The following is a 20,097-nucleotide window of genomic DNA, read 5'->3' as shown; positions in this document are numbered from 1 at the left end:
GAGGTATCGGCGTATGAAAAATGACTGTTGCTATGAGATGGCGAAAGATATTTTTGTTTGTCATCTAGGGATGAGTGAAGGGGAAGCGCAGAAGCAATTGGCGACGATTTTTCCACATCCTCAAAACGATTTAACCATCAAAACCCAACCAAAATCGAAACTTACGAACTATTCAGATAATAAAAAGGTGTAATTGTGGCTGAGCTGATTATTAACAAAAAAGAATCATGGGTGTCGGATTCAATCGACGGCACGCTATACACTCAACGTTTAGGCAATCTGGTCAAACTTGATTTTAATAATGATATCAAAGTGATCGCTCGTAAAGATTGGAATAAAGACAAGGTTGCAATTATCTGTGGTGGTGGTTCAGGTCACGAGCCGGCACACGCGGGTTTTGTTGGTAAAGGTATGCTGACCGCTGCGGTTTGTGGCGACTTGTTTGCAGCACCAAGTGTTGATGCGGTATTGAACGCGATTCTTCACGTGACAGGCGAGAAAGGCTGTCTTGTTATTATTAAAAACTACACGGGCGACCGTCTAAACTTCGGCCTAGCGTGCGAAAAAGCCAAAGAAATGGGCTACGACGTTGAGCTTGTTATCGTTAATGACGATATCTCTATTCCTAACAATCCAAAACCACGTGGTATTGCGGGCACTTTATTTGTTCATAAAGTGGCAGGCCATGCGGCAGAGCAAGGCGCTTCACTTGCGGAAGTAAAAGACGCGGCACAAAAAGCGATTGATAACACGGCGAGCATCGGTATTGCACTGACGAGCTGTTCACTACCAGGTGATAACAGCGAAGGTCGTATTGCTCGTGGTAAAGCGGAGCTTGGCTTGGGTATTCACGGCGAAGCCGGTATTGAAACGATTGATGTTGCTGAGTGTCATGATTTTGTAGCCTTGATGTCGGCGAAATTATTAGAAGCGCGTCCAAGTGAAAAACACGCGGTGTTGATCAATAACTTGGGTGGCTTGTCTCCAATCGAAATGAACGTTGTCGCGAAAGCGGTTGTCGAATCACAACTGGGTGAAGGCGCAGAGTGTTTTGTTGGTCCTGCAGCGTTGATGACAGCGATTGACATGAAAGGTTTCTCTTTGTCACTACTGCGTTTAGACGACGAAACGCGCGCTGCGCTGCAATCAGAAACCGCCACCGAAGCATGGCCTGGTGTGATTGCTAAATGCGAACGTCCGGTTGTTCGTTGTGAAAATAAAGCCGTGAAAATTGCGTATATGCCAAGCCAAAACCAAGCTGTCGCTGATGCGGTTCGCATGGTGTGTGGCACATTGATCGACTTAGAGTCTGAGCTTAACCGCTTAGATGCCATCGTGGGCGATGGTGATACAGGCTCAACCTTCTCGGCGGGTGCACGCAAAGTGCTGGCTGAGCTAGACGCAAACAATTTACCGTTGAATGAGCCAGCAGTACTGCTTAACGTCATCGGTGAAAAATTGACGACGGTAATGGGGGGGTCTTCAGGCGTACTGCTTTCTATTTTCTTTACGGCAGCCGGCAGTCATTTCGCATCGAACGGTGATTTGGTCGCAGCATTACAAGACGGCCTTGCTCGCATGATGCAATACGGCGGCGCAAAACCTGGCGACCGTACAATGATTGATGCGTTGTACCCAGCGTTTAATGCATGGAAAGAGCAAGACTTAGCAGCCGCTGCGAACGCCGCTCGTGAAGGCGCAGAAGCGACTTCTGTTATGTTAAAAGCCAATGCGGGTCGTTCATCTTACCTTAATAGCGACAGCCTAAATGGCACAAAAGATCCAGGTGCGTACGCCGTTGAGTGTGTATTCGCTTCTTTGACTAAATAACTCTAATTAAGAATAGGAATGTCATCATGGACAAAATCATTATCTCTCCAAGCAAATATATTCAAGGTGAAGGCGCACTGGCAAACATTGGCAAGTACGTCTCTACTTTCGGTAATAAGCCATTCGCAATCGCAGATAACTTTGTGATGGGTTTAACCCAAGACACGGTTAGCACGAGCTTTGCTGCGAATGACATTGCCGTAAGACTGGAATGTTTCAATGGTGAGTGTTCTCGCCCTGAGGTTGAACGTCTTATCACGCTATCAAAAGAAATGAATGCTGACGTTATCATCGGTATTGGTGGTGGTAAAACACTGGATACCGCGAAAGCTATCGCCTTCTACTCGAAGCTACCGGTTGTGATTGTCCCAACGATTGCTTCAACAGATGCACCAACATCAGCGTTGGCGGTGATCTACACTCCTGAAGGTGAGTTCTCTGAATACTTGATGTTCCCATCGAACCCGAACATGGTGATCATGGACACCGCAATCATTGCTAAAGCACCTGCTCGTCTATTGGTTGCGGGTATGGGTGATGCGCTTTCAACGTGGTTTGAAGCGCGTGCGAACATGACCTCAGGCAAACCGACAATGGCGGGTGGCGCACCAACGCGTTCAGCTCAAGCGTTGGCAAAACTGTGTTACGAAACGTTGTTGGCCGATGGCTTGAAAGCGAAAGTGGCGGTAGAAATGGGCGTTTCAACCAAAGCGGTTGAAAACATCATTGAAGCAAACACTTACCTGAGTGGTATCGGCTTTGAATCGAGTGGTCTTGCGGGCGCACACGCTATCCATAACGGTTTAACGAAACTGGAAGAATGTCACCACCTACTTCACGGTGAAAAAGTTGCGTTTGGTACGCTGGTTCAGCTTGTACTGGAAAACGCGGATTATGAAGAAATTCAAACGGTACTTGGTTTCTGTCACAGCGTTGGCCTACCAACAAACCTACACGCAATGGGCGTGAAAGAGTTGGATAACGAGAAACTCATGGAAGTGGCGAAAGCTTCTTGTGCGGAAGGGGAAACGATCCATAACATGCCATTCCCTGTGACGGCTGAGAAAGTGTTCGCGGCCATTCTGACTGCGCATCAACTAGGCCAATAAATGATTGACCTATAAACAAAACCTCAGTTAACGCTTGCGTTGCTGAGGTTTTTGATTTTGGTCAACCGAGGCGTATTTAAGCCCTTTCCGTATCGCAACATTGGAGGAAAGAGATATCTTAAATACCCTCTAAAATTACAATGAATTGTCTGTATATTTGAGTTGTGTATATGCGTAGTTCTAGTGATAGGTACAAAAAGTGGTTGCTTCATATTCAGAATAACTGGCCAAACCGAAAGGCATCGCAAGATCCTTTAGTTTGCGCGTGGATTGAAGATAAAGACTTGTGTGCTTTTGATTGGAAAACGCAGTCTATTTCCATCTCATCCCCACTGCAGAATACTCAGTATGCGGATAACTATATCGATCATCTGCAAAGTACCAATTTACTGGCGGTTTTGGGTGAAAGCAGTGCTTGGTGTTTGTTGGATGAGAAAGGCGTGGTGTTGGCAATGCAAACCTCACCTGAGCTGAAATCGCCACTCAACGAATTAGGGATCGAGGCGGGTTTTTGTTTCGATAAATCCTTGATTGGCACAACGGCTTTTTCATTGGCTCAGTCGACGAACCAAGCGGCGATTACCGGCCACTGTGAAACCTATAAAAAAGCACTCCATGATATGGCGTTAGTGTGCGTGCCGGTGAGAAATGATAGCCGCGGTTTCTTCTTGATGGCGATGTTTGAAAAGAATAATGAGACACAAATCGTCGGTGCGAAAAATCATTTAGAAGCACTCACGCACTATCCCCTCAAAACCCTCAATAACGTCACGCTGTTTGAAGACATTCTCGATGGAATGTCAGAAATGGTTTTTGTTTTTGATGATGACAATAAATTGAAATACGCCAATCAGGCCGCCCGTAAAAACAGCCGAAATGGACGTATCTACGTCAATGGTATTGATGCTTTTTCTGTCTCCGCTTTATTGGGGGAAGGGGAATCAGAAACGTTGAGCTATAAAGCGGATGAGGTGCGAGTTAGCGCTTACGTTCGCCGCCAATACAGCGATGATAAATGTATTTGTTCGGTAAGGCTGAGTAGCCAAAACATACATGACGAAAATTGGCGTCAGCACGTGCTGGCTCAGTGCGTCACGAAAGAAAGTTATTTAGACCGTTTTCTTACGCTTCGAGGGAAAAGCGGTCTACGCCTGTTTATTACGACCGAGGTCGGCGCTGGCGAACATTATATTATTGATTACATTGATCAGCAGTTGGATACCAAAAAATTGGTCACGGTCGATTGCCTTGCTGGTTTTGCCTCGAATGAGGTGAGCGCACACACGCGAACGCAATTTATGAAATTGTTAGAAAGCGCCAATGGTCAAATATTATGCTTTGAAAACATTGACTTACTTTCTCCTGATCTACAAGCGACGTTACTCAAAGTGCTGACGACGGGGTTAATTAATGATGACAATGGCCACTATCAGTCATTCAGTGTGGATTTAATTTGTTGCTCCGTCGCTGGATATGATTGGGAAACATCTCGGCTTAACCGATTGTTATACATGAGATTGTCTATTGCAGAACTGACGTTGAGACCATTAAGTCAAGATAGACTTCGCCTGCGTAGTGCATTAGATAAAACCTTAGAACAGTTGAGTCTTCGTGAGGGGATGGCCATTCATTGTGATCAAGAAGCCTTAGATGCACTCATGGGCTATCACTGGCCGGGCAATTTTTTAGAGCTCTTCCAAACCCTGGAAAGTGCCATACACAGCAGAGAACATGGCACCATAACGTTGCAGGCTCTCCCCGATAGAATGAAGAAAAAGCCACAGAATGCCGCATTCGTGAATATTGCAGATGCAGAGCGTAATGTCATTTTAACGGCGTGGCGTGATAACAATGGGCGAGCGGCTTGTGTCGCGAGGGCTCTGGGCGTGAGCCGAACGACGTTGTGGCGGAAAATGAAAAAATTCGATTTAAGCCGTCAAGTTTTGACGGATAAATATTAAATAAGGATATTAGGATGGTCGCATTACATTACGGTATCAAAGATGCTCGACTAGAAGGGATTAAGTCTCCTGGTCTGATTCAAGACTATTCTCGAATCATGGCAAAGATTGGTGCCTTACCGATGGGAATCGAAGGCGTATTCCTGCTGTTTAGTCATGAATTTGTGTGTTTGTCGCTAAGCGGAAATAAAATACTGAAAGCGTTGCTGGAATCTCAAAAGCACGTAATTGGTAACTATTGGCCACCGGAAATTCTGGGTCTTCAAGAAGTCTTTCCGTTGCGTGTTGGTGGCAAGCAGAGCTTATCGGTCATGAGCGTGCCGATCACCGATTCACGCATGGGAGTGCTGGGGTACGTAACTTACATCCATACGGATGTCGGTGCGTTGAAAAATGCCGATGTGACATTGGCGACGATGGCCGATTATCTGTTAGAGATGAGTCAGCATCGTTTTCAGCAACAACAAGATGTATTTAATCGCCAATATATTGATTCACGTAAAGCCTGCTTTCTTATGGTCGACCATGAGGGGAGCATTGTGCATGGCAGTCCTGCCTTCTTTGAGCAGTTTCAAACCCGTTCAGACGATGTGATAAATGCGAATCTGTTTGAGCTATTTTTGTTCCCACCCAAGATTAAATACCTGATCAGTGAAGGCTCCGATATCGATGGTGACAACGTTGATTTTGATTTTCTCGGTCGGCTGCAACAATACAAATTGTTCACGCACGCCATCGATCATCAACACCGTATCGTGGATTTCGCGCCGATAGAAATGGCGGCGTCGGCACAAGATAAGAATCACCGTTTAGCGTTCACCTTGGATCGTTACTCTACCGAGTCTCCTGCGATGCAGCGTGTCATCGCGGCGGCGAAAGAGTCGATAAAGAATACCTCACCCATTTATATTATGGGCGAAGAGGGAACCGGTAAGCGTAGCTTAGCACTGACCATTCATGACTCTTGTGAGCGCTACAGTGAAGGGCCCTTTATCGCTGTTAACCTACACTCCGTCAAAAAAGAAGATCTCTCGACGTTGCTGCTTGGCTCGGATGATGGCGAAGGGGCGAAATCTAAATTTGAAATGGCGAATGGCGGCACCTTGTATATTGAGAGAATCGATCTTCTGCCAGGCGTCTTACAAGCGGCGTTGACGCATATTATCCTCACAAAAACGCTCTTTGACATTAATACCAATGAGTCTGTGAATCTTAATTTCCGCTTAATCACCAGCTCCATTAAACGGTTAGAGGATTTGGTACATGAGCGACGTTTTTGCCCATCGTTGTACTATTACCTGACGGGGGCTTCGCTGTCTTTGCCGAATCTACAAAATCGAACGGAAGACATTCCTATGATTGTGGAGCGCAAATTAAGCGAGTTGTACGGAAGACGAGACGCGATTGATGAAAATTTATTGGCTCTGCTTTTGGAGCATGCGCGTAATCGAGCTTGGGCGGGAAATATCTCTGAATTAGCGAAATGGATTGAGCATACATTCCTTCACCGAGATAGCATGCTACTGGATGCCTCTTCGGTTGAAGCAATGTCGATTGTTGCGACGTCGATACAACCTTTAGATGACATCGAAAAACGCGAAATCGCCAATGCGCTTGCGGTGCTCAATAGGCAGTATGTCGATGTGGCTAAGCAACTCGGGATTAGCCTTTCCACACTCAGACGTAAGATCGTGAAGTACGCATTGTAAGGTTAAACGAAGGTCAACGCTGGTTGGCCTTCATTGTTTTACACAGGCTTATTCGCAGCATAATGCTTGTTTGTTGGCGGAAATAACATTATTGCGGCCGGTGTTTTTCGCTTGATATAGCGCGCCATCCACCTTGCTTAAGAAGAATAAAAAGTCTTCATCGTGTTGTGGCGTATGGCAGAAAACACCAATTGAACACGTGAGTTGATGAGATTGTTTTTTCTCTTGGTTCGATAGCGTAATGGTCGCGACGCTGTGACGAATTAACTCGGCAAGGTCAATGCTTTGCTGGTGATGGCTATTGCTAGTGACGACCAAAAACTCTTCTCCCCCCATACGAAAAGCACAACTGAGCTTAGATAATGTGTCACCGACCGATTGAATCGCTTCATCACCCTTAAGGTGGCCAAGCGAATCATTGAGCGATTTGAATAAGTCTAAATCTAGCGAAATAAAACTGAGTGGGTATTGTTCACGCTTAGCGGCTTGAATTTGTGCCTGAATCACGCTCATGAAATGACGTCGGTTAAATAAACCGGACAGTTCATCAATGCTCGCCAGTTGTTGCAGTTTCTGATTGAGAGCGGTCAGTTCTTTTTCTGCAATGATGCGGCGGTGTTTTTCTCGGATCAGTTCAATCGCATGTGAAGACAGTTCGTCGTACATGGTTAACACGGTATCAATCAACACACCGACAGAACCACGCATTTGTTTTTTCGCGCGTTTTTTGGCTTCGTTCAAATCGATGTCATCGTTAAGCTCGCGAATCACCAAACTCATCTTTTTGTCATCATCGAGAATATGCAGAGCGAGCCAACGGATAAGAAACTGCAGTACATTCTCAATGGTATCTTGCCAGCTACTGGTGACGGCATTGAGTTTGATCTTTTCAATATCAGGCAAGAAGGATTCATGCGTTGCGGTGTGCGAGGCCATCCAGCTATCGTGCTGAAAGTATTCTGCCCATACTTGCTCTTCTTCGATGAAATGATAAGTCGCATAGTTGGCGAGCTCATCAAAGACTTCCGCGACTTCAATACGATTTTCATGCACTAAAGAGTTTGCGAGTTTATTGACGAGTTGAAACAGCGTTTTATGTTGGGAATCAATGTTGTCGATTCCAGTTTCAAAGTTTTTGTTCCAAGGAAAAACAACGATTTCGCTATTTGGCATAATCACGACAGCTTATATCTTTTTTAACCAGCGCGGATTTTACTTGCCGACGTGCTAAATAAAAAGTGACTTAGTTGCTTAATTTGAGGTTGAGCCAAGAGGTGTTACTAATGATGGGTTTTAGCTCAGTAAGAAAAGCAAAAGGCTCGTAGATTTCTCTACGAGCCTTTCTAAATCTGGAGAGGCCTCCAGATTTTTAACAAACCAATGGTAAAAGGGCTTATATAATCATCCCAACCACGACAACCATTTTTCACGCTCTCGGCGGGCGATGCTCAGTTTGTCATGCAGAGCATTCGCGAGCTCCTGACGCGGCTTTTTATTAGCACGTCCAGCGGAGACGGCTTTGAACATCAGCATGAATACGCCACCAATCATAACTAAAGGAATAAACATCATCTCGTCTTGGTATGTTGTTGAGAAGTAAATTCCTAGACCTGTAGCAGCAATAACGAGCAACCAATTGAGTAATTTTGTTGTCCCCACCTTCTCCAGCAAGGTGATACATTCGTTGGTCCAAAGCGCATCTTTGGATAGATTGAAGTAGTATTGTTGGTAACTGTATGACGTATTGTCAGTAAACTTAGCTTCAGACAAACCAATCAGAACGTGATCACCAATGTCAGATGCTCCGAGCTTGATACTGCCCGGATTGTAAGTATAGACCTCTCCATCAAGTGTTCGGATGACAAGGTAGCCATTCAAATTGGATCGGCGGTGATTTACGCGGCTTATTACTGAAGACTTACTATGTTCTTGGCCATAACCGTTTCGATAAGTCGTCGTCTCCACTTGCTCTTCAGTCCAGCTTTTTACGCTAGAATTTAAATCACGTTCAATGATCGTGCCGAAAATAATCTGACCAGATAACGATCCTTTCGCTTCACCAACGGCGTATTTGTGAGTGTAATCTATGGACTGAGAATACGTGATGGCTTCCACTTCATCTTTCATGCGTTGACGTGCGGAAATTGAAGGTTTCGGAATGGCAATGTCATCAGTCGTGGTGCTGACCATGCTGGTTTTTATACACTCAGGCGCTGTCGCGTCTACAATTCCGCCAAACGACATGCTTTCTTCCTCTATTTCAGGAAGGGCGGCAGGTTCACCGTTTTTACTACCGCACTTAAAGCAGTGGTTCGATAACAAAGGGATGCGTGTATTGCATTCGTCGCAAATTGCGTCATCTTCTTCATATAGACGCTTAATCCGCTTCGCCTGCAGGTCAAGAATATTGCAGTTGAGTATATGATTTAGGTGTTGTTTGATCGTTTGGTAATGCTGCTTCTCACGTTTATATCGGCGAGAGCCTTTTTGGTTAAACAGGATGGTAAGTACAATACAGATAATACCTGTCACCACGGCGAAACTTTCAAGCGAATTAATAAAAAGCGCATCGGTATAAGCCATGAGTGCCCAAGTAAGAATGACACTTAAGAACAACGCCCCCTTGATGCAATTACCTAAATCTGTCGGCGTTGGGTTGTAAATTCTATCGAGACTTGATTGCTGGCCTTTATCGTTATGCAATACAACACCTGGGGCCCAGTCGTTGTTGGTGACCGTGTTTTGGTCTTTTTTACCGCTAATATTGTAAGTTTTCAGTGCAGGTGTTGGGCGATAGATGGTCACTACATCGCCTTTGTTTAAACTATCAAGAAACTGGTTTTCTGAATTAATCGTAATTTGGCGCTTTGTTTCCCCATCATCTAGGGTGATCCACCAGCAGCCTACTTCTTTTTTGTTGGAGCTATTGCTAAGGGTTCGTTTGTAGTGATGCGTATCGGTGAGTACACCAGTGAACACTTCTGCATCAGGCAATTCCTGATGAATGTTGGCAATGTCAGTATTAATTTCATGACATTGCTTAATCGTCATTTTTGATTCATGTTGATTGCCGCAGTGTGGACAAAATAAATCAGATATAAATCGAGAACTCTCACAATTAGAACAAATCATTTTACTACCATCACAATCTTAAGGCGTTGAGTTAAAAGATAAAAACGGATGGTATCAGCTGGAATACCTCATATCAAAACAATTGCTCATTAGAGTGCAGTTTTCCCTGAACGGTCAGCTTCAGTAGCGTTTGGATCATGGGTGGTCATTTCCTCACTGAACTCGGTATCCAAATCATCTATGTATTAATTACTGGACCTAGTGGATAGGAATGTGGGTTATATTTTTGTTGGTTCAGGCGGATAAGTGGTATCAATGGGCTCAGATAGCTCTCAGGTAGACGAATGAGGATTCTGTTGGCGGATATTGGCTTGAGATTGGAAATGTGGCTGCGTGATGACTAGATGGCGAGATTCGATTGGGTTGATGAATCAGATCTTACCGGAAAGGACTGTTGCTAGGGGAGGGGGCCGGATATGGGCCGGACTAGAAAAGCAAAAGGCTCGTAGATTTCTCTACGAGCCTTTCTAAATTTGGTGGCCCCTCCCAGACTTGAACTGGGGACCAATCGATTATGAGCGAAGTCCCGAACCCATACGCCGTGGAATCAACATAGCAACGCTGCCCCGAATCACCCTGCCAAATTGCATAACCCTATACCCTGCAAGGTTTCTGCTGACGTTGCCGACGGATTTCTACGACGACGCCGACGAGGAAATGGGGGAATACGTTGGGTTGGGGTTGTCAGAAAGACCGGAGTGGGACCGGAAAAGACAGGAAAAATTCCTAAGCGTAACAAGTGTTGATATGAACTTATATTATTGAATTGTAAGGCCCTTTGCTAGATGTGACTGGTGAGGGGCTTTCTTGTTTCTAACTAATTAAGTTCAAGGAATTGCTATGAAGAAGCCAAAAATAAATGAGCAAAACACTCAGATAGATAACAAAGATAATCCCTCAGCAGACAATCCATTTTCTAACGTGTTGAAATCAGGTGAAGTTCCCAAGTTAGGAGTTAGAGCCACAGGGACGGTGATTTATGAAATTGCTCAGAACAGTAAAGACCAACAACTTTATTTTCGTATTGCAGGGCAATCTGGTGGGGCAGGATTGCACTCTAAACACTGGATCAAATTATCTCAGCTACTAGCACTAATAGAGTCTCAAGGTGATAAGCCATGGAAAAGCCAGTTGTATAAAGAATTGTATGAAAAAGGCTCAGCGAACAATCAAGGATTCTGCGCTGCCATAGTGCGTGGTCTTGGTCTAGCTACGAGATCAGGAGCGTCTATATATCTACATGTGGTATCGGACAAATACCAAGAGAATAAAAATGCTTTATTGTCGTTGATTGAGAGCACAAATAAGGCGAAATAAAGACTAATTTAAAGGGCACTTGATATGAAAATGATATTTACGACGGAAAAATTATTACTACCAGTTACGACAGATTTACAAGGTAAGCTAGAACAAATCGCCAATCAACATGACCTACCTACAGCATCAACCAGAGCTCTAACATACAACTTTCGCGACGCTAGTTACAGTGCAGAAGATGGTGGCTGGCATCCGGTTGAAATTCGTATCGAGCAACATCAAGAACGGTGGCACTTTAGTTACATTACGGACTTTAGTTACGTAGGCTATCCATATCCTGAACTGGTTAAAGAGGTCGATTTTGATTTTGCCAACGGAGAAGCGGCATTTCTTTACATGCCACCTCAACCTATTAGTGACACGAACGTTATAGACTTCTACCAGATGTGGGAACTGAACTTTATGACGTACCTACATATGGATGTTTATGATGAGATAACAATTACGATTGATTAGATTTACTACTTCATAGCCTTTCCAGTGAGGCATTGAGTTCACGTATTAGCTCTAGCTTTAAACTCACAGGGGAGAGCACTTCTACTTTAGGCATCCAAGCCTTGAGAGTCGGTATCACATCACCAAGTTTGGTAACACGAGAGCTGATGAGCAAACTCCCGTCTTCAAGTTGTTTTAATATCTGCTGATTAGGCAGCGTCATACCATCAAGAAAATACTCCGCTATATCAGCGTCAACCTGTAATAACACATCTGCCTTTTCTGCGGTTAGCCATTCCATGCCCTGACTGTTGATGGACTCACGCACTTTTGGGCTAGGTTTATATTTATCCTCACGACGGTAAATCTGCGAAATCTTGCTCAATCTGTACGAATAAAGGATGCCTGAGTGGGTAGCGGCTAAGTACCAGAGACCTCTGTCATTGACGAGTCTGTATGGGTGAACGGATTCGATGACTTGTCCTTGGTAAGCAAGGTCAATGATGAACTGTGAGGTGATGGCATCAGACAGGGTTCTAAACATCACATCAAGCGATTCAGTATTCTCCGTTCGTGGGTTTTTAAATAGGAGGTTTTGATATGCGCTACTGAATGAGATCCCGCTAGGAACCATTGCCGATAGCCCCGATTCGCTCATTATCTTTTGAATATTCGGGATGGTCACTCGGCTGACTGGTGCAAGGCGATAGCCATCTTCACACTTCGTAATTGGGGCTTTGATGAGTCTTTCATTGAAGTCACGACGTAGGGTCTTTTCGCTGACCTGATAATCCCTCATTAGCTGCTCGATAGAAAGCACCTCACCCATGAATAAACGGGTCAGGATGTCACTTAATCGAAAGGCTAACTTTTCACTCTTATCACTCATTTCTACATCGTAACGGTCGGCTTGGACAGGTTGCGTCCGTTTGATTTTTAAATGAATGAAAACGTTAAGCACCTAGAACTGGCATAGGTTTTATAAGCCTTATCGCTTCTAGGTTTTCTCAACTTAAACAAAATTACCGAATGAGAGGACACAAGCTGTCCGTATGTCGGTAAATAATCTCACCAGTGTTGCAATGCAACTGAATTTAATAAGGAAGCATGAAAATGATGAAACGTTGGACTTGTAGTAAATGTTCTAAAAAGACAGACGTAATGGGCGGAACTTCGTGCAGTCGTTGTGGGAAATGGGTGTGTAATTCATGTAAGCAAGTCACCCAGAACTACTGTAAGAAGTGTTGATAGTTTTAGAGTAATTGAAGGCAACTATGGGCGGTTGGACGGAAGACCAAGGCGATTATGATGATGGTACAGAAGATTCTGGTTTCAGTCGGGACTTCGATATGGAACCGGGCGATGATGGTTGGCTAGGTGGCGACTTCATGGCTGACGATGATGACGACTAAGTTATCTTGATAATTTGAATATGTCCTAGGGCGATATCAGCAGTGGTATCGCCCTTTTTCATATCTGCAATATAGGACAATACATGATGAAAAGTAATGCATTTTCGGTCTACGACCCGATGGAGAGAAGACAGCATAAGTATGAAATAGAATTTAGCGTAGAGGGAGCTAAACGGGGCTGTGTCATCGGTGCCATGATTGGTTCTAAAATCCCCCATCCTTTAGGTACGCCAGTGTGCGTTGTTGTGGCAGGTCTTATTGGGGCCGTGTTCGGTAAGGTCGATTGAGTAATGAAAAAGTAGGGGATAATCATTCTCTACTTTTTTACTAATTGTTGACGGCGTCGTCGGTGAGGTATTTCGTCGACGACGACACGAGAACATAAGATAATGTGGTACAAATATTTTATGGAAAAAAACAAGTCAATATGGCAAGGCAACCATTCAAGATTTCAGAATCAGATTATGATCTACTTACTTTTGAAATGCACATAGCGGAGCATCATCCTAGTTTTAAAGAGATGAGACGGAAAGGCCAACCAAGCTACGAACGTTCTTTTTTTTACAAGAAAGCCATAGGTATTGATGATTTACCTGGAAGTGATAATCCCTATAGCATTTTTGCCATGAATCTGTTCGGACTTGATGAGGTAGAGGACTATTACTGGGAATGTCTGAGCTTACTAGAGCGACCTGTACAGCAATTGGTCAAAGATGAAAAAGGTGATGTACGTATTCGAAGTATTTTGCAAGTTGAGGCCAATGGGCAGGTATTTCAGCATCCAACTGATAATCAGTTAACAACGATATCAAAAGAGCTTTGCGAACTTGTAGATCATTGCTGCTACGCTTGGGACGAATGGCTCAAAGAAGTCTTGGCAGCGAGAGATAATAAAAAAGGGGCGATGATTTCGAACGAGTGTCTATTGAAAATTGTAGAGACTTGCACTTATGTCTCTCAACAGTTGGAGTTGTTGGCAAGACAGTGTTGTAGCAACCATCAAAAGCTATCAGAGCTAAGGGTCAATCAACGATATGCCTTACTTGCCAGTTCATTATTGCAGATGTATCAAGAGCGCGTAGAACAACATATTCGCGGCTATATTAGTGAATATGCTACCTACTGTTTAAATCAATATGAGCCGATAAAGATTAACACAAAACGTTACGTTGATTTGGTGCTTTGTTATGAACTAGCCAAGTGTTCCGAGAGGTTAGAGCAAGAGCATAGATATGGTGGAAAGAAAATTTCAAGAGACGTCGAGCTGAAAAGCCCCAATGCATTCATTTACACAAGGTTGCATGGCGGATACAAGGCTGAAGACATACGAGTCAGCTATCGTTGGTTGTTCATCAATGCATGGTTGTACTCATGGCTAAAATATAAGGATATTTCAGCCAGTAAAGCAGCGCAGCATATTGCTCAAGAAGATCGGTTCTTCTATCTGAATGACGATAAAGAGAAATTAACTGACGACGGCGTCAAGCCATCAATGGAGCAGTTACATGCTCGTAGGGCAAAGAGCTTAAATACTGAATTCAGCAAATGGAAAAACTACAAGGGTCCATTTGGTTATATCTCTGATACGTTGTTTAACAAGAGCAGTAAAGGATATAGGCAAGAGCAAGACCGAAAGCAGTAAACCAATCCCCCCAAAAGAGAAGCATTGAAGCTTCTCTTTTTTTTTACCTCCAATTTTTTCACCTTTCACCACCACTATGGAAATTCAGCAGCCATAGATACTGGTTTAATCCATTCCGAGGCTAACGAGCAGCGCAGTGTTGGTATTTCGCATTGATTTAGCAATCACGAGCAGTGTGGAAATTAATTCGCATGGCAATGACTCAGAATCAGCATCAATGAGAGGGCAGGCCCTTTCAAGCTCTTTAACAATTTGGAAAGCAAAGATTCTCTATGGATTTTGTAACTTAATGGATCGTTTTAAAGCGGTCCATTGCGATGCTGAATCCAGCAGTAATGAAAACAACATTAAGAGGATCAAACAATGACTTTATTAGAAAAATTGAATAAGCAGAAGCAACGTGCGAAAGAGTTTAAAAAAGACATTCCATTTAATGCACTGGCGACAATGATGCCCTCAGATGGTGTGCCATTTATGGCTAAATCAGATTGGATGCCTGTGCTAGTTATCGAGAATATGGATGCAGACACTGGTTTTAAGGAGACATTTCTTGTTGATGCTGATGTTGCTCAATCTCTACCGAAGAACAAGGTTTCATCAAAAATGATGCATGTACTTCAAACACAGAAAGATGAAATTCGGTTTGCCATTCTGAGCCATAAGCCAACGAACACTTGGAACCGTTCAAAACTAGAACTCATTCAAGCTAGTAATGATGGAAAGGTGGTGTCGGTGAAGCGCGATAAAGAAGCAAGCGTATATGGGTTCTCTATTGAACATGATATTGCTCCATTTGAGATTGATATGGTGTTAGTCGAGGAGTCATTAGAGCAAGCGTTTGGTGGGGACTATTTCATTGATTCGTTGGAGCATTACATGGCTAAACAGCTGTTAGAGGGTGAGGGAGAATATGTCGAGACTCCTGACGGCGTCGACGACAAGAAACAGGTAGATGAGAAGAATGTTGAAGTTGAAACATCCCATAATGACGAGATTGAAAAACCAAAACCTATTTCATTGTCGGAGTCAGATGAATGGGATGTGGATGACATAAAGCTCGACGATGAAGATGACTTTTCATTCGACTTTGATGATATTCCAGAGCAACAGGCGAAGTGAATAGCTCTTGTTCGATATGGGCTAGGTAAACACTCACACACTTTGAGTCGGCAGCTTAGCTATCACTCGAAGAATGGATTGTTACCAGCCCATTTAATCGAACAGGCGAAAACGTCGAGGCAGAAAATACCGATAGATATTGCCAGAAGAATTGTACGGCACGTAACTCATTTAGAAAGGAGGGAACAGATTCGGGTTGACTTTCCTGCGATGAAAAAGCGCATAGAGAGTTACTCGAAAAAAGTGTCGGGTACGAGTCAGTTTGTTGCAGGTCAATACAAGCGAATAGTTGATGATTTAGTTATAGATCAGCACGGGTATTGGCACTTTCCCTACGTGTCAGCATTTCATTCGAAAACAGGGCGAGATCATACTCTAGGTGCTGCTCTGAATCAGGTGCCGAAAGAATACTGGAAGTCAGTGCTCAACCCTCCTAAGGGCAGTGTCTATGCCCTTTTAGATTACCAACAGCAAGAGCCCATGATTGCGGCTTACATGTCGAATTGTCAGATCCTTATTGATTGGTATGGTCAGGGCGACATATACGAGCAACTCGCTCTACGTTTTCAAGACAAGGTAACTCGTGAGCAATGTAAGGGGCTAATGATTGGTCACTTATATGGCATCGGGGTCAAGACGTTATCTGAACAATTGAAAGTATCAAATTATCAAGCTAGGACTTGGTTGACTGAGCTTTCTCAATTCATCTATCCGATAGAACAGTATCTAAACCAAAGTGCTAGCGAAATCAGAGCAAGCGGTGTTGCTCGCTCTCTCGATTGGCAACATACCATTTCGGATCTTGATAGCGAGTTATCACTGCGTAATTGGAAAATTCAAGCGACAGGAGCAGACATCATGCGCCGAGCATGTATCAACCTAGATCTCGCAGAAATACCACTTCTATTGACTAACCATGACTCATTTTTGGTCAGGCTAGAGAACGATAATTATCAAATTCAACTCAATAAAGCCATTCAAGCACTAACCGACGCCGCCGTCGACGTATTGAATGGTTTTCCATTAAAGGTAGCTGTTGAAATGCAGGTGCCATCAAAAGAAAAATAATTTTAAGGAGAGGCAAAAATGGCAGAGAAAAGTGCAATAAGTGAATTTTTAGGTCAATTTAATTCGAAAATTGTTAAGCAGGATGAAACCCGTAAGACATATTTAGTTGAACATTTACCAGAGGTGAAATTGGCTGTGCCTCTAGAATCAGATAAGGGGAAGCAGTTATTACGTAAATATGCTAAACGTGCTGAGTTTCGTCTTGTTGGTAGCCATTCTGTCAAAGAGGCTTGCGATGAAGTAGAGGCGATAGCATGGGACTACGAGCAACCTTTAATCAAACCACAAATCCGGTACGGAACGGTAAACAAAGAGAGCGTTACTATCGATTTGATGAATGGCAGTGTTGCTCAACTGAGTGCGGAAGGTGTAGAAGTGTTGGAATCAATTCCGGCATACAATGATGCTCTGTACTTTTCTCGCCCTAATTTCCAATTACCAATGGTGATGCCAAAGCTACCTTGTGAAAACACCGTCACCCCATTAAAAAAGTTAAGGAAATTTATCAATACTGATGATAGTACATTTTTCTTACTGGTTGCGTACATGACTTACCTTATGGCACATCCAAAAGAGAAAGGAGTACCTTATCCAATTTTGATGATCCAAGGTGAGAAAGGAGCAGGAAAGAGCTTCTTTTGTAATAACATTCTTCGTGGATTACTAGACCCAAGTGCGATGCCACTATTGGCATTTCCCAATAAACAGGAAGACTTTATTATTACAATTAACGGTATGTTTTTGGCCGTTTTTGATAATCTCCGTACGCTGAAAAAATCGCAAAGTGATTTGTTATGTACGACGGCAACGAAAGGTATTACCGCTAAGCGTACCCTGTACACCACCTCTGATCTAACCGTGATGGAGTTACATAGCCCATTGGTTCTCAACGGTATTCATGATTTTGTGCAGGAATCGGATTTGGCTTCTCGCTGCTTACGAGTATGCCTTAATCCGATGAAAGATGGGGAGCGTCGTGAAGAGTTAGTGCTAAAAGAAGAGCTAGCAGAGGCAATGCCAGAAATATTTGGTGCGTTGTTAACGTTAGCTTCTAAGGGGCTTGCTGCTCTGCCTGATGTAGTAGTGGTACATCAAGCTCGCATGATGGATTTTTCTAAATGGATTGGTGCGCTAGAGAAAGTATGGGGAGTTGAGGGCGGCAAGTTACAAAAAGCATATCAACTTAATGTGAAATCATTGATGGCATCGGGAACGGCAGATGATAGTTTGACGATAGCATTGCAAAAATTGCTCAAGCAGATGACCAGTGGGAAAGTGAAGAAATTTACGCCATCTCAGCTTTTAAGCAATCTGCAATTACATGAAGATAGTATGTACTTACCAAAAGGTGCAGCGGCGTTAACAGCGAAGCTCAAAGGGCAAGAATCGAGCTTGAATGCTAATGGTATTTACTTCAAATTTGGTCGTGATGCAGAGCGTTACATTATGGTGTCTGATAAGCTATTAGTTTAACTATCACATCCGGTATTGGTGGCCTTGGTCATTGATATCGGATTTTTTTTCGTTTTGGTGTTGCCGTTAACGGGGTGGAGTTGGACAGGTACGTCGACGACAAGGTATTTATAACTGAGATAAAAAAAGATTTTCAAATACCGAGTTACGCTCTTTCGGTCGGTAAGATTGCTGTAATAACCTAACGAATACAGGACTTATATGCAAACGAAGAACAAATTAACATTAAGTGCTCAAGCCTGCCTTGATTGGCTGAAAAAGGACTTAGAGTACAATTTGGATAAAAATATTTGGGGGAGTCTTACTCCACTATATGAGAGATCTATTGAGCGTTCTGGTGAATTGAATGACTTTTTTGAAGATGTTCACAATCAACTTGATGACGACCAAAAGAGGTTGATTCTGGAAATATTGGTTGATGCGAACTTTTTCTGGCACCCAAATCAAGCAGCTAAAATTAGAACCGACTATCAAAAGTTTGTTGAATCTAATCAAGATATTTTTGATGCTGCACGAAGACTTGCTCTACTTCTAGAAGAAAGAATGGAGTTGAATGAGGGGTCACGTTGGTACTCATATGTTGATACCGATCTGGCTGATATTCTGAATAGCTCTAGCCAACATCATTCACGGTTTAATTTGTATCTACGAGAATCTTTTCAACCACTTTTATCTTTTGATTCAAGATATTGGCCAACAACACTTGATTTTGTTGAAGAGCTAAGGAACAGGTTTTTTGATGCTGAAATCGAAACTTCTGAACTTCCGTTACACTTGTTAATTAATCAGAAACGCTCTTCGGACCTAGATACTCTAATCTTGTTTTTCTCTGATTTGCAGACCAGAAAAATGGGTATTGATGGTTTACCTAAGTCATTTAAGCTTAGAGATTCATCAGTAGCATCGGCAATTAATATTGGGTTAGATCTTCCCCCTGAGGGACTCTTTACAGCAGAAAAAGTTAAAGTTGGTCGACAGAATTTACGTAAGAAAGGGTGGGACGTTTGGGGGGAAAGGTACGAGTGTGAGCAACCTTAGACTAACTCATTCCCCCAATTTCCTCGTCGGCGTCGTCGTAGAAATCCGTCGGCAACGTCAGCAGAAATCTTGCAGGGTATAGGGTTATGCAATTTGGCAGGGTGATTCGGGGCAGCGTTGCTATGTTGATTCCACGGCGTATGGGTTCGGGACTTCGCTCATAATCGATTGGTCATGTGTTCAAGTCACATAGGGGCCACCAATTCTTGATAAGGCGTATGGAGAAATTCATGCGCCTTTATCTTTTCTAGTCCGGTCTATATCCGGTCCGCAATGACTTCCTGTTAGTTCTAGTTCATCGGCTTAACCGAACCTCTCCACGTAGTCACTACAGAACCACATTTCCAATCTCAAGCTGAATCCCGCCAACAGAACCCTCATTCATCTGTCTGAGTGTAACCTAGGCCCATTGATGCAATCTAACACCATTCCCGGACCACAGAAAAACTCGCCGCCTGAACCAACAAAAATATAACCAACATTCCTGTCCACTAGGTCCAGTTATTAATATATAAATGATTTAGATACCGAGTTCAGTGAGGGAATGACCACCCATGATCCAAAAGCTAATGAAGCTGACAGTTCAGGGGAAAACAGCATTCTAATGACCAATTACCATATCAGGGTAATTGGTCTGTTTTATCGTAAAGCCATTCACCTAGAACCACCTCAGCCTCACTCTCAGGGCTAGAACCAGTCGCTAATCGCTAGACTGATATTCATACTAGAATCAGCGATAACTCTGCCCTAACTGGCTGTAGTGCGATTCTGCTATGAACTAGGGTGTTGAGTCGGTTGACTGGTATCAGATGAAATTACCCTGAGAAATGCAGATAGAGTTGGAACCGTAAC

At 43.5% G+C, this 20,097-nt stretch carries 17 protein-coding genes; 14 read left to right on the top strand and 3 right to left on the bottom strand.

All coding sequences use genetic code 11. The features are described 5' to 3' along the window. Positions 1-13: 13 nt before the first annotated feature. The 5 genes from OJ16_RS10210 (at position 14) to OJ16_RS10190 (ending at position 6,609) form a co-directional block, all read left to right on the top strand. Positions 14-193, top strand: coding sequence for a hypothetical protein (locus OJ16_RS10210; RefSeq protein ID WP_040990059.1), 180 nt, complete (start codon positions 14-16; stop codon positions 191-193). A gap of 2 nt (positions 194-195) precedes the next feature. After that, positions 196-1,830 (top strand): dihydroxyacetone kinase subunit DhaK, encoded by a 1,635-nt coding sequence (locus OJ16_RS10205; protein ID WP_040990055.1) that lies wholly within the window; start codon positions 196-198, stop codon positions 1,828-1,830. A gap of 26 nt (positions 1,831-1,856) precedes the next feature. Next, positions 1,857-2,939, top strand: a complete 1,083-nt coding sequence (locus OJ16_RS10200; protein WP_040990053.1) for a glycerol dehydrogenase — start codon at positions 1,857-1,859, stop codon at positions 2,937-2,939. A gap of 170 nt (positions 2,940-3,109) precedes the next feature. Next, positions 3,110-4,900 (top strand): AAA-type ATPase lid domain-containing protein, encoded by a 1,791-nt coding sequence (locus OJ16_RS10195; protein ID WP_040990052.1) that lies wholly within the window; start codon positions 3,110-3,112, stop codon positions 4,898-4,900. Positions 4,901-4,914: 14 nt separating this feature from the next. After that, positions 4,915-6,609 carry a sigma 54-interacting transcriptional regulator gene (locus tag OJ16_RS10190; protein WP_040990050.1) on the top strand — a complete coding sequence of 565 codons (1,695 nt, stop codon included), beginning with the start codon at positions 4,915-4,917 and terminating at the stop codon, positions 6,607-6,609. Between the two features lie 48 nt (positions 6,610-6,657). Here the strand turns inward: OJ16_RS10190 and OJ16_RS10185 are convergent, their stop codons facing one another. Together OJ16_RS10185 and OJ16_RS10180 are read right to left on the bottom strand one after the other, a co-directional pair. Then, on the bottom strand, positions 6,658-7,782 hold the full coding sequence (locus tag OJ16_RS10185; protein WP_040990048.1) for a GGDEF domain-containing protein: 1,125 nt from the start codon (positions 7,780-7,782) through the stop codon (positions 6,658-6,660). A 228-nt stretch (positions 7,783-8,010) separates the two neighbouring features. After that, the gene (locus OJ16_RS10180; RefSeq protein ID WP_040990046.1) at positions 8,011-9,660 is read right to left on the bottom strand and encodes a hypothetical protein; all 1,650 of its coding nucleotides are present in this window, start codon (positions 9,658-9,660) and stop codon (positions 8,011-8,013) included. Between the two features lie 921 nt (positions 9,661-10,581). Here OJ16_RS10180 and OJ16_RS10175 point away from each other — a divergent pair. Continuing rightward, positions 10,582-11,058, top strand: coding sequence for a hypothetical protein (locus tag OJ16_RS10175; protein WP_040990044.1), 477 nt, complete (start codon positions 10,582-10,584; stop codon positions 11,056-11,058). 30 nt (positions 11,059-11,088) lie between these two features. After that, on the top strand, positions 11,089-11,514 hold the full coding sequence (locus OJ16_RS10170) for a DUF2787 domain-containing protein (protein ID WP_236688716.1): 426 nt from the start codon (positions 11,089-11,091) through the stop codon (positions 11,512-11,514). Between the two features lie 10 nt (positions 11,515-11,524). On the opposite strand, the gene OJ16_RS10165 is transcribed toward OJ16_RS10170, so the two are convergent. Beyond that, positions 11,525-12,382 (bottom strand): helix-turn-helix transcriptional regulator, encoded by an 858-nt coding sequence (locus tag OJ16_RS10165; protein WP_040990228.1) that lies wholly within the window; start codon positions 12,380-12,382, stop codon positions 11,525-11,527. A 385-nt stretch (positions 12,383-12,767) separates the two neighbouring features. On the opposite strand from OJ16_RS10165, the gene OJ16_RS20055 reads away from it, so the two are divergent. From OJ16_RS20055 to OJ16_RS10130, 7 genes are all read left to right on the top strand, one after another. Continuing rightward, a complete protein-coding gene (locus tag OJ16_RS20055) occupies positions 12,768-12,905 on the top strand; it encodes a hypothetical protein (RefSeq protein WP_160117736.1) in 138 nt (45 codons plus the stop codon). Positions 12,906-12,988: 83 nt separating this feature from the next. Continuing rightward, positions 12,989-13,192 carry a hypothetical protein gene (locus OJ16_RS10160; RefSeq protein ID WP_236688459.1) on the top strand — a complete coding sequence of 68 codons (204 nt, stop codon included), beginning with the start codon at positions 12,989-12,991 and terminating at the stop codon, positions 13,190-13,192. 104 nt (positions 13,193-13,296) lie between these two features. Next, positions 13,297-14,547 carry a hypothetical protein gene (locus tag OJ16_RS10155; protein ID WP_236688458.1) on the top strand — a complete coding sequence of 417 codons (1,251 nt, stop codon included), beginning with the start codon at positions 13,297-13,299 and terminating at the stop codon, positions 14,545-14,547. A 363-nt stretch (positions 14,548-14,910) separates the two neighbouring features. Continuing rightward, positions 14,911-15,666 (top strand): hypothetical protein, encoded by a 756-nt coding sequence (locus OJ16_RS10145; RefSeq protein ID WP_040990038.1) that lies wholly within the window; start codon positions 14,911-14,913, stop codon positions 15,664-15,666. A 210-nt stretch (positions 15,667-15,876) separates the two neighbouring features. Beyond that, positions 15,877-16,734, top strand: a complete 858-nt coding sequence (locus tag OJ16_RS10140) for a DNA polymerase (protein ID WP_052810397.1) — start codon at positions 15,877-15,879, stop codon at positions 16,732-16,734. An 18-nt stretch (positions 16,735-16,752) separates the two neighbouring features. Continuing rightward, entirely contained in the window at positions 16,753-18,207 is a 1,455-nt protein-coding gene (locus OJ16_RS10135; protein ID WP_040990036.1) for a hypothetical protein, read from the top strand. A gap of 201 nt (positions 18,208-18,408) precedes the next feature. Further along, entirely contained in the window at positions 18,409-19,245 is an 837-nt protein-coding gene (locus tag OJ16_RS10130; protein ID WP_040990034.1) for a hypothetical protein, read from the top strand. Positions 19,246-20,097 lie beyond the last annotated feature (852 nt).

Source organism: Vibrio renipiscarius (assembly GCF_000827885.1).
GTDB lineage: Bacteria > Pseudomonadota > Gammaproteobacteria > Enterobacterales > Vibrionaceae > Vibrio > Vibrio renipiscarius.
Note: the sequence above shows the minus strand (reverse complement) of the source record. Positions and strands in the feature narration are given on the sequence as shown.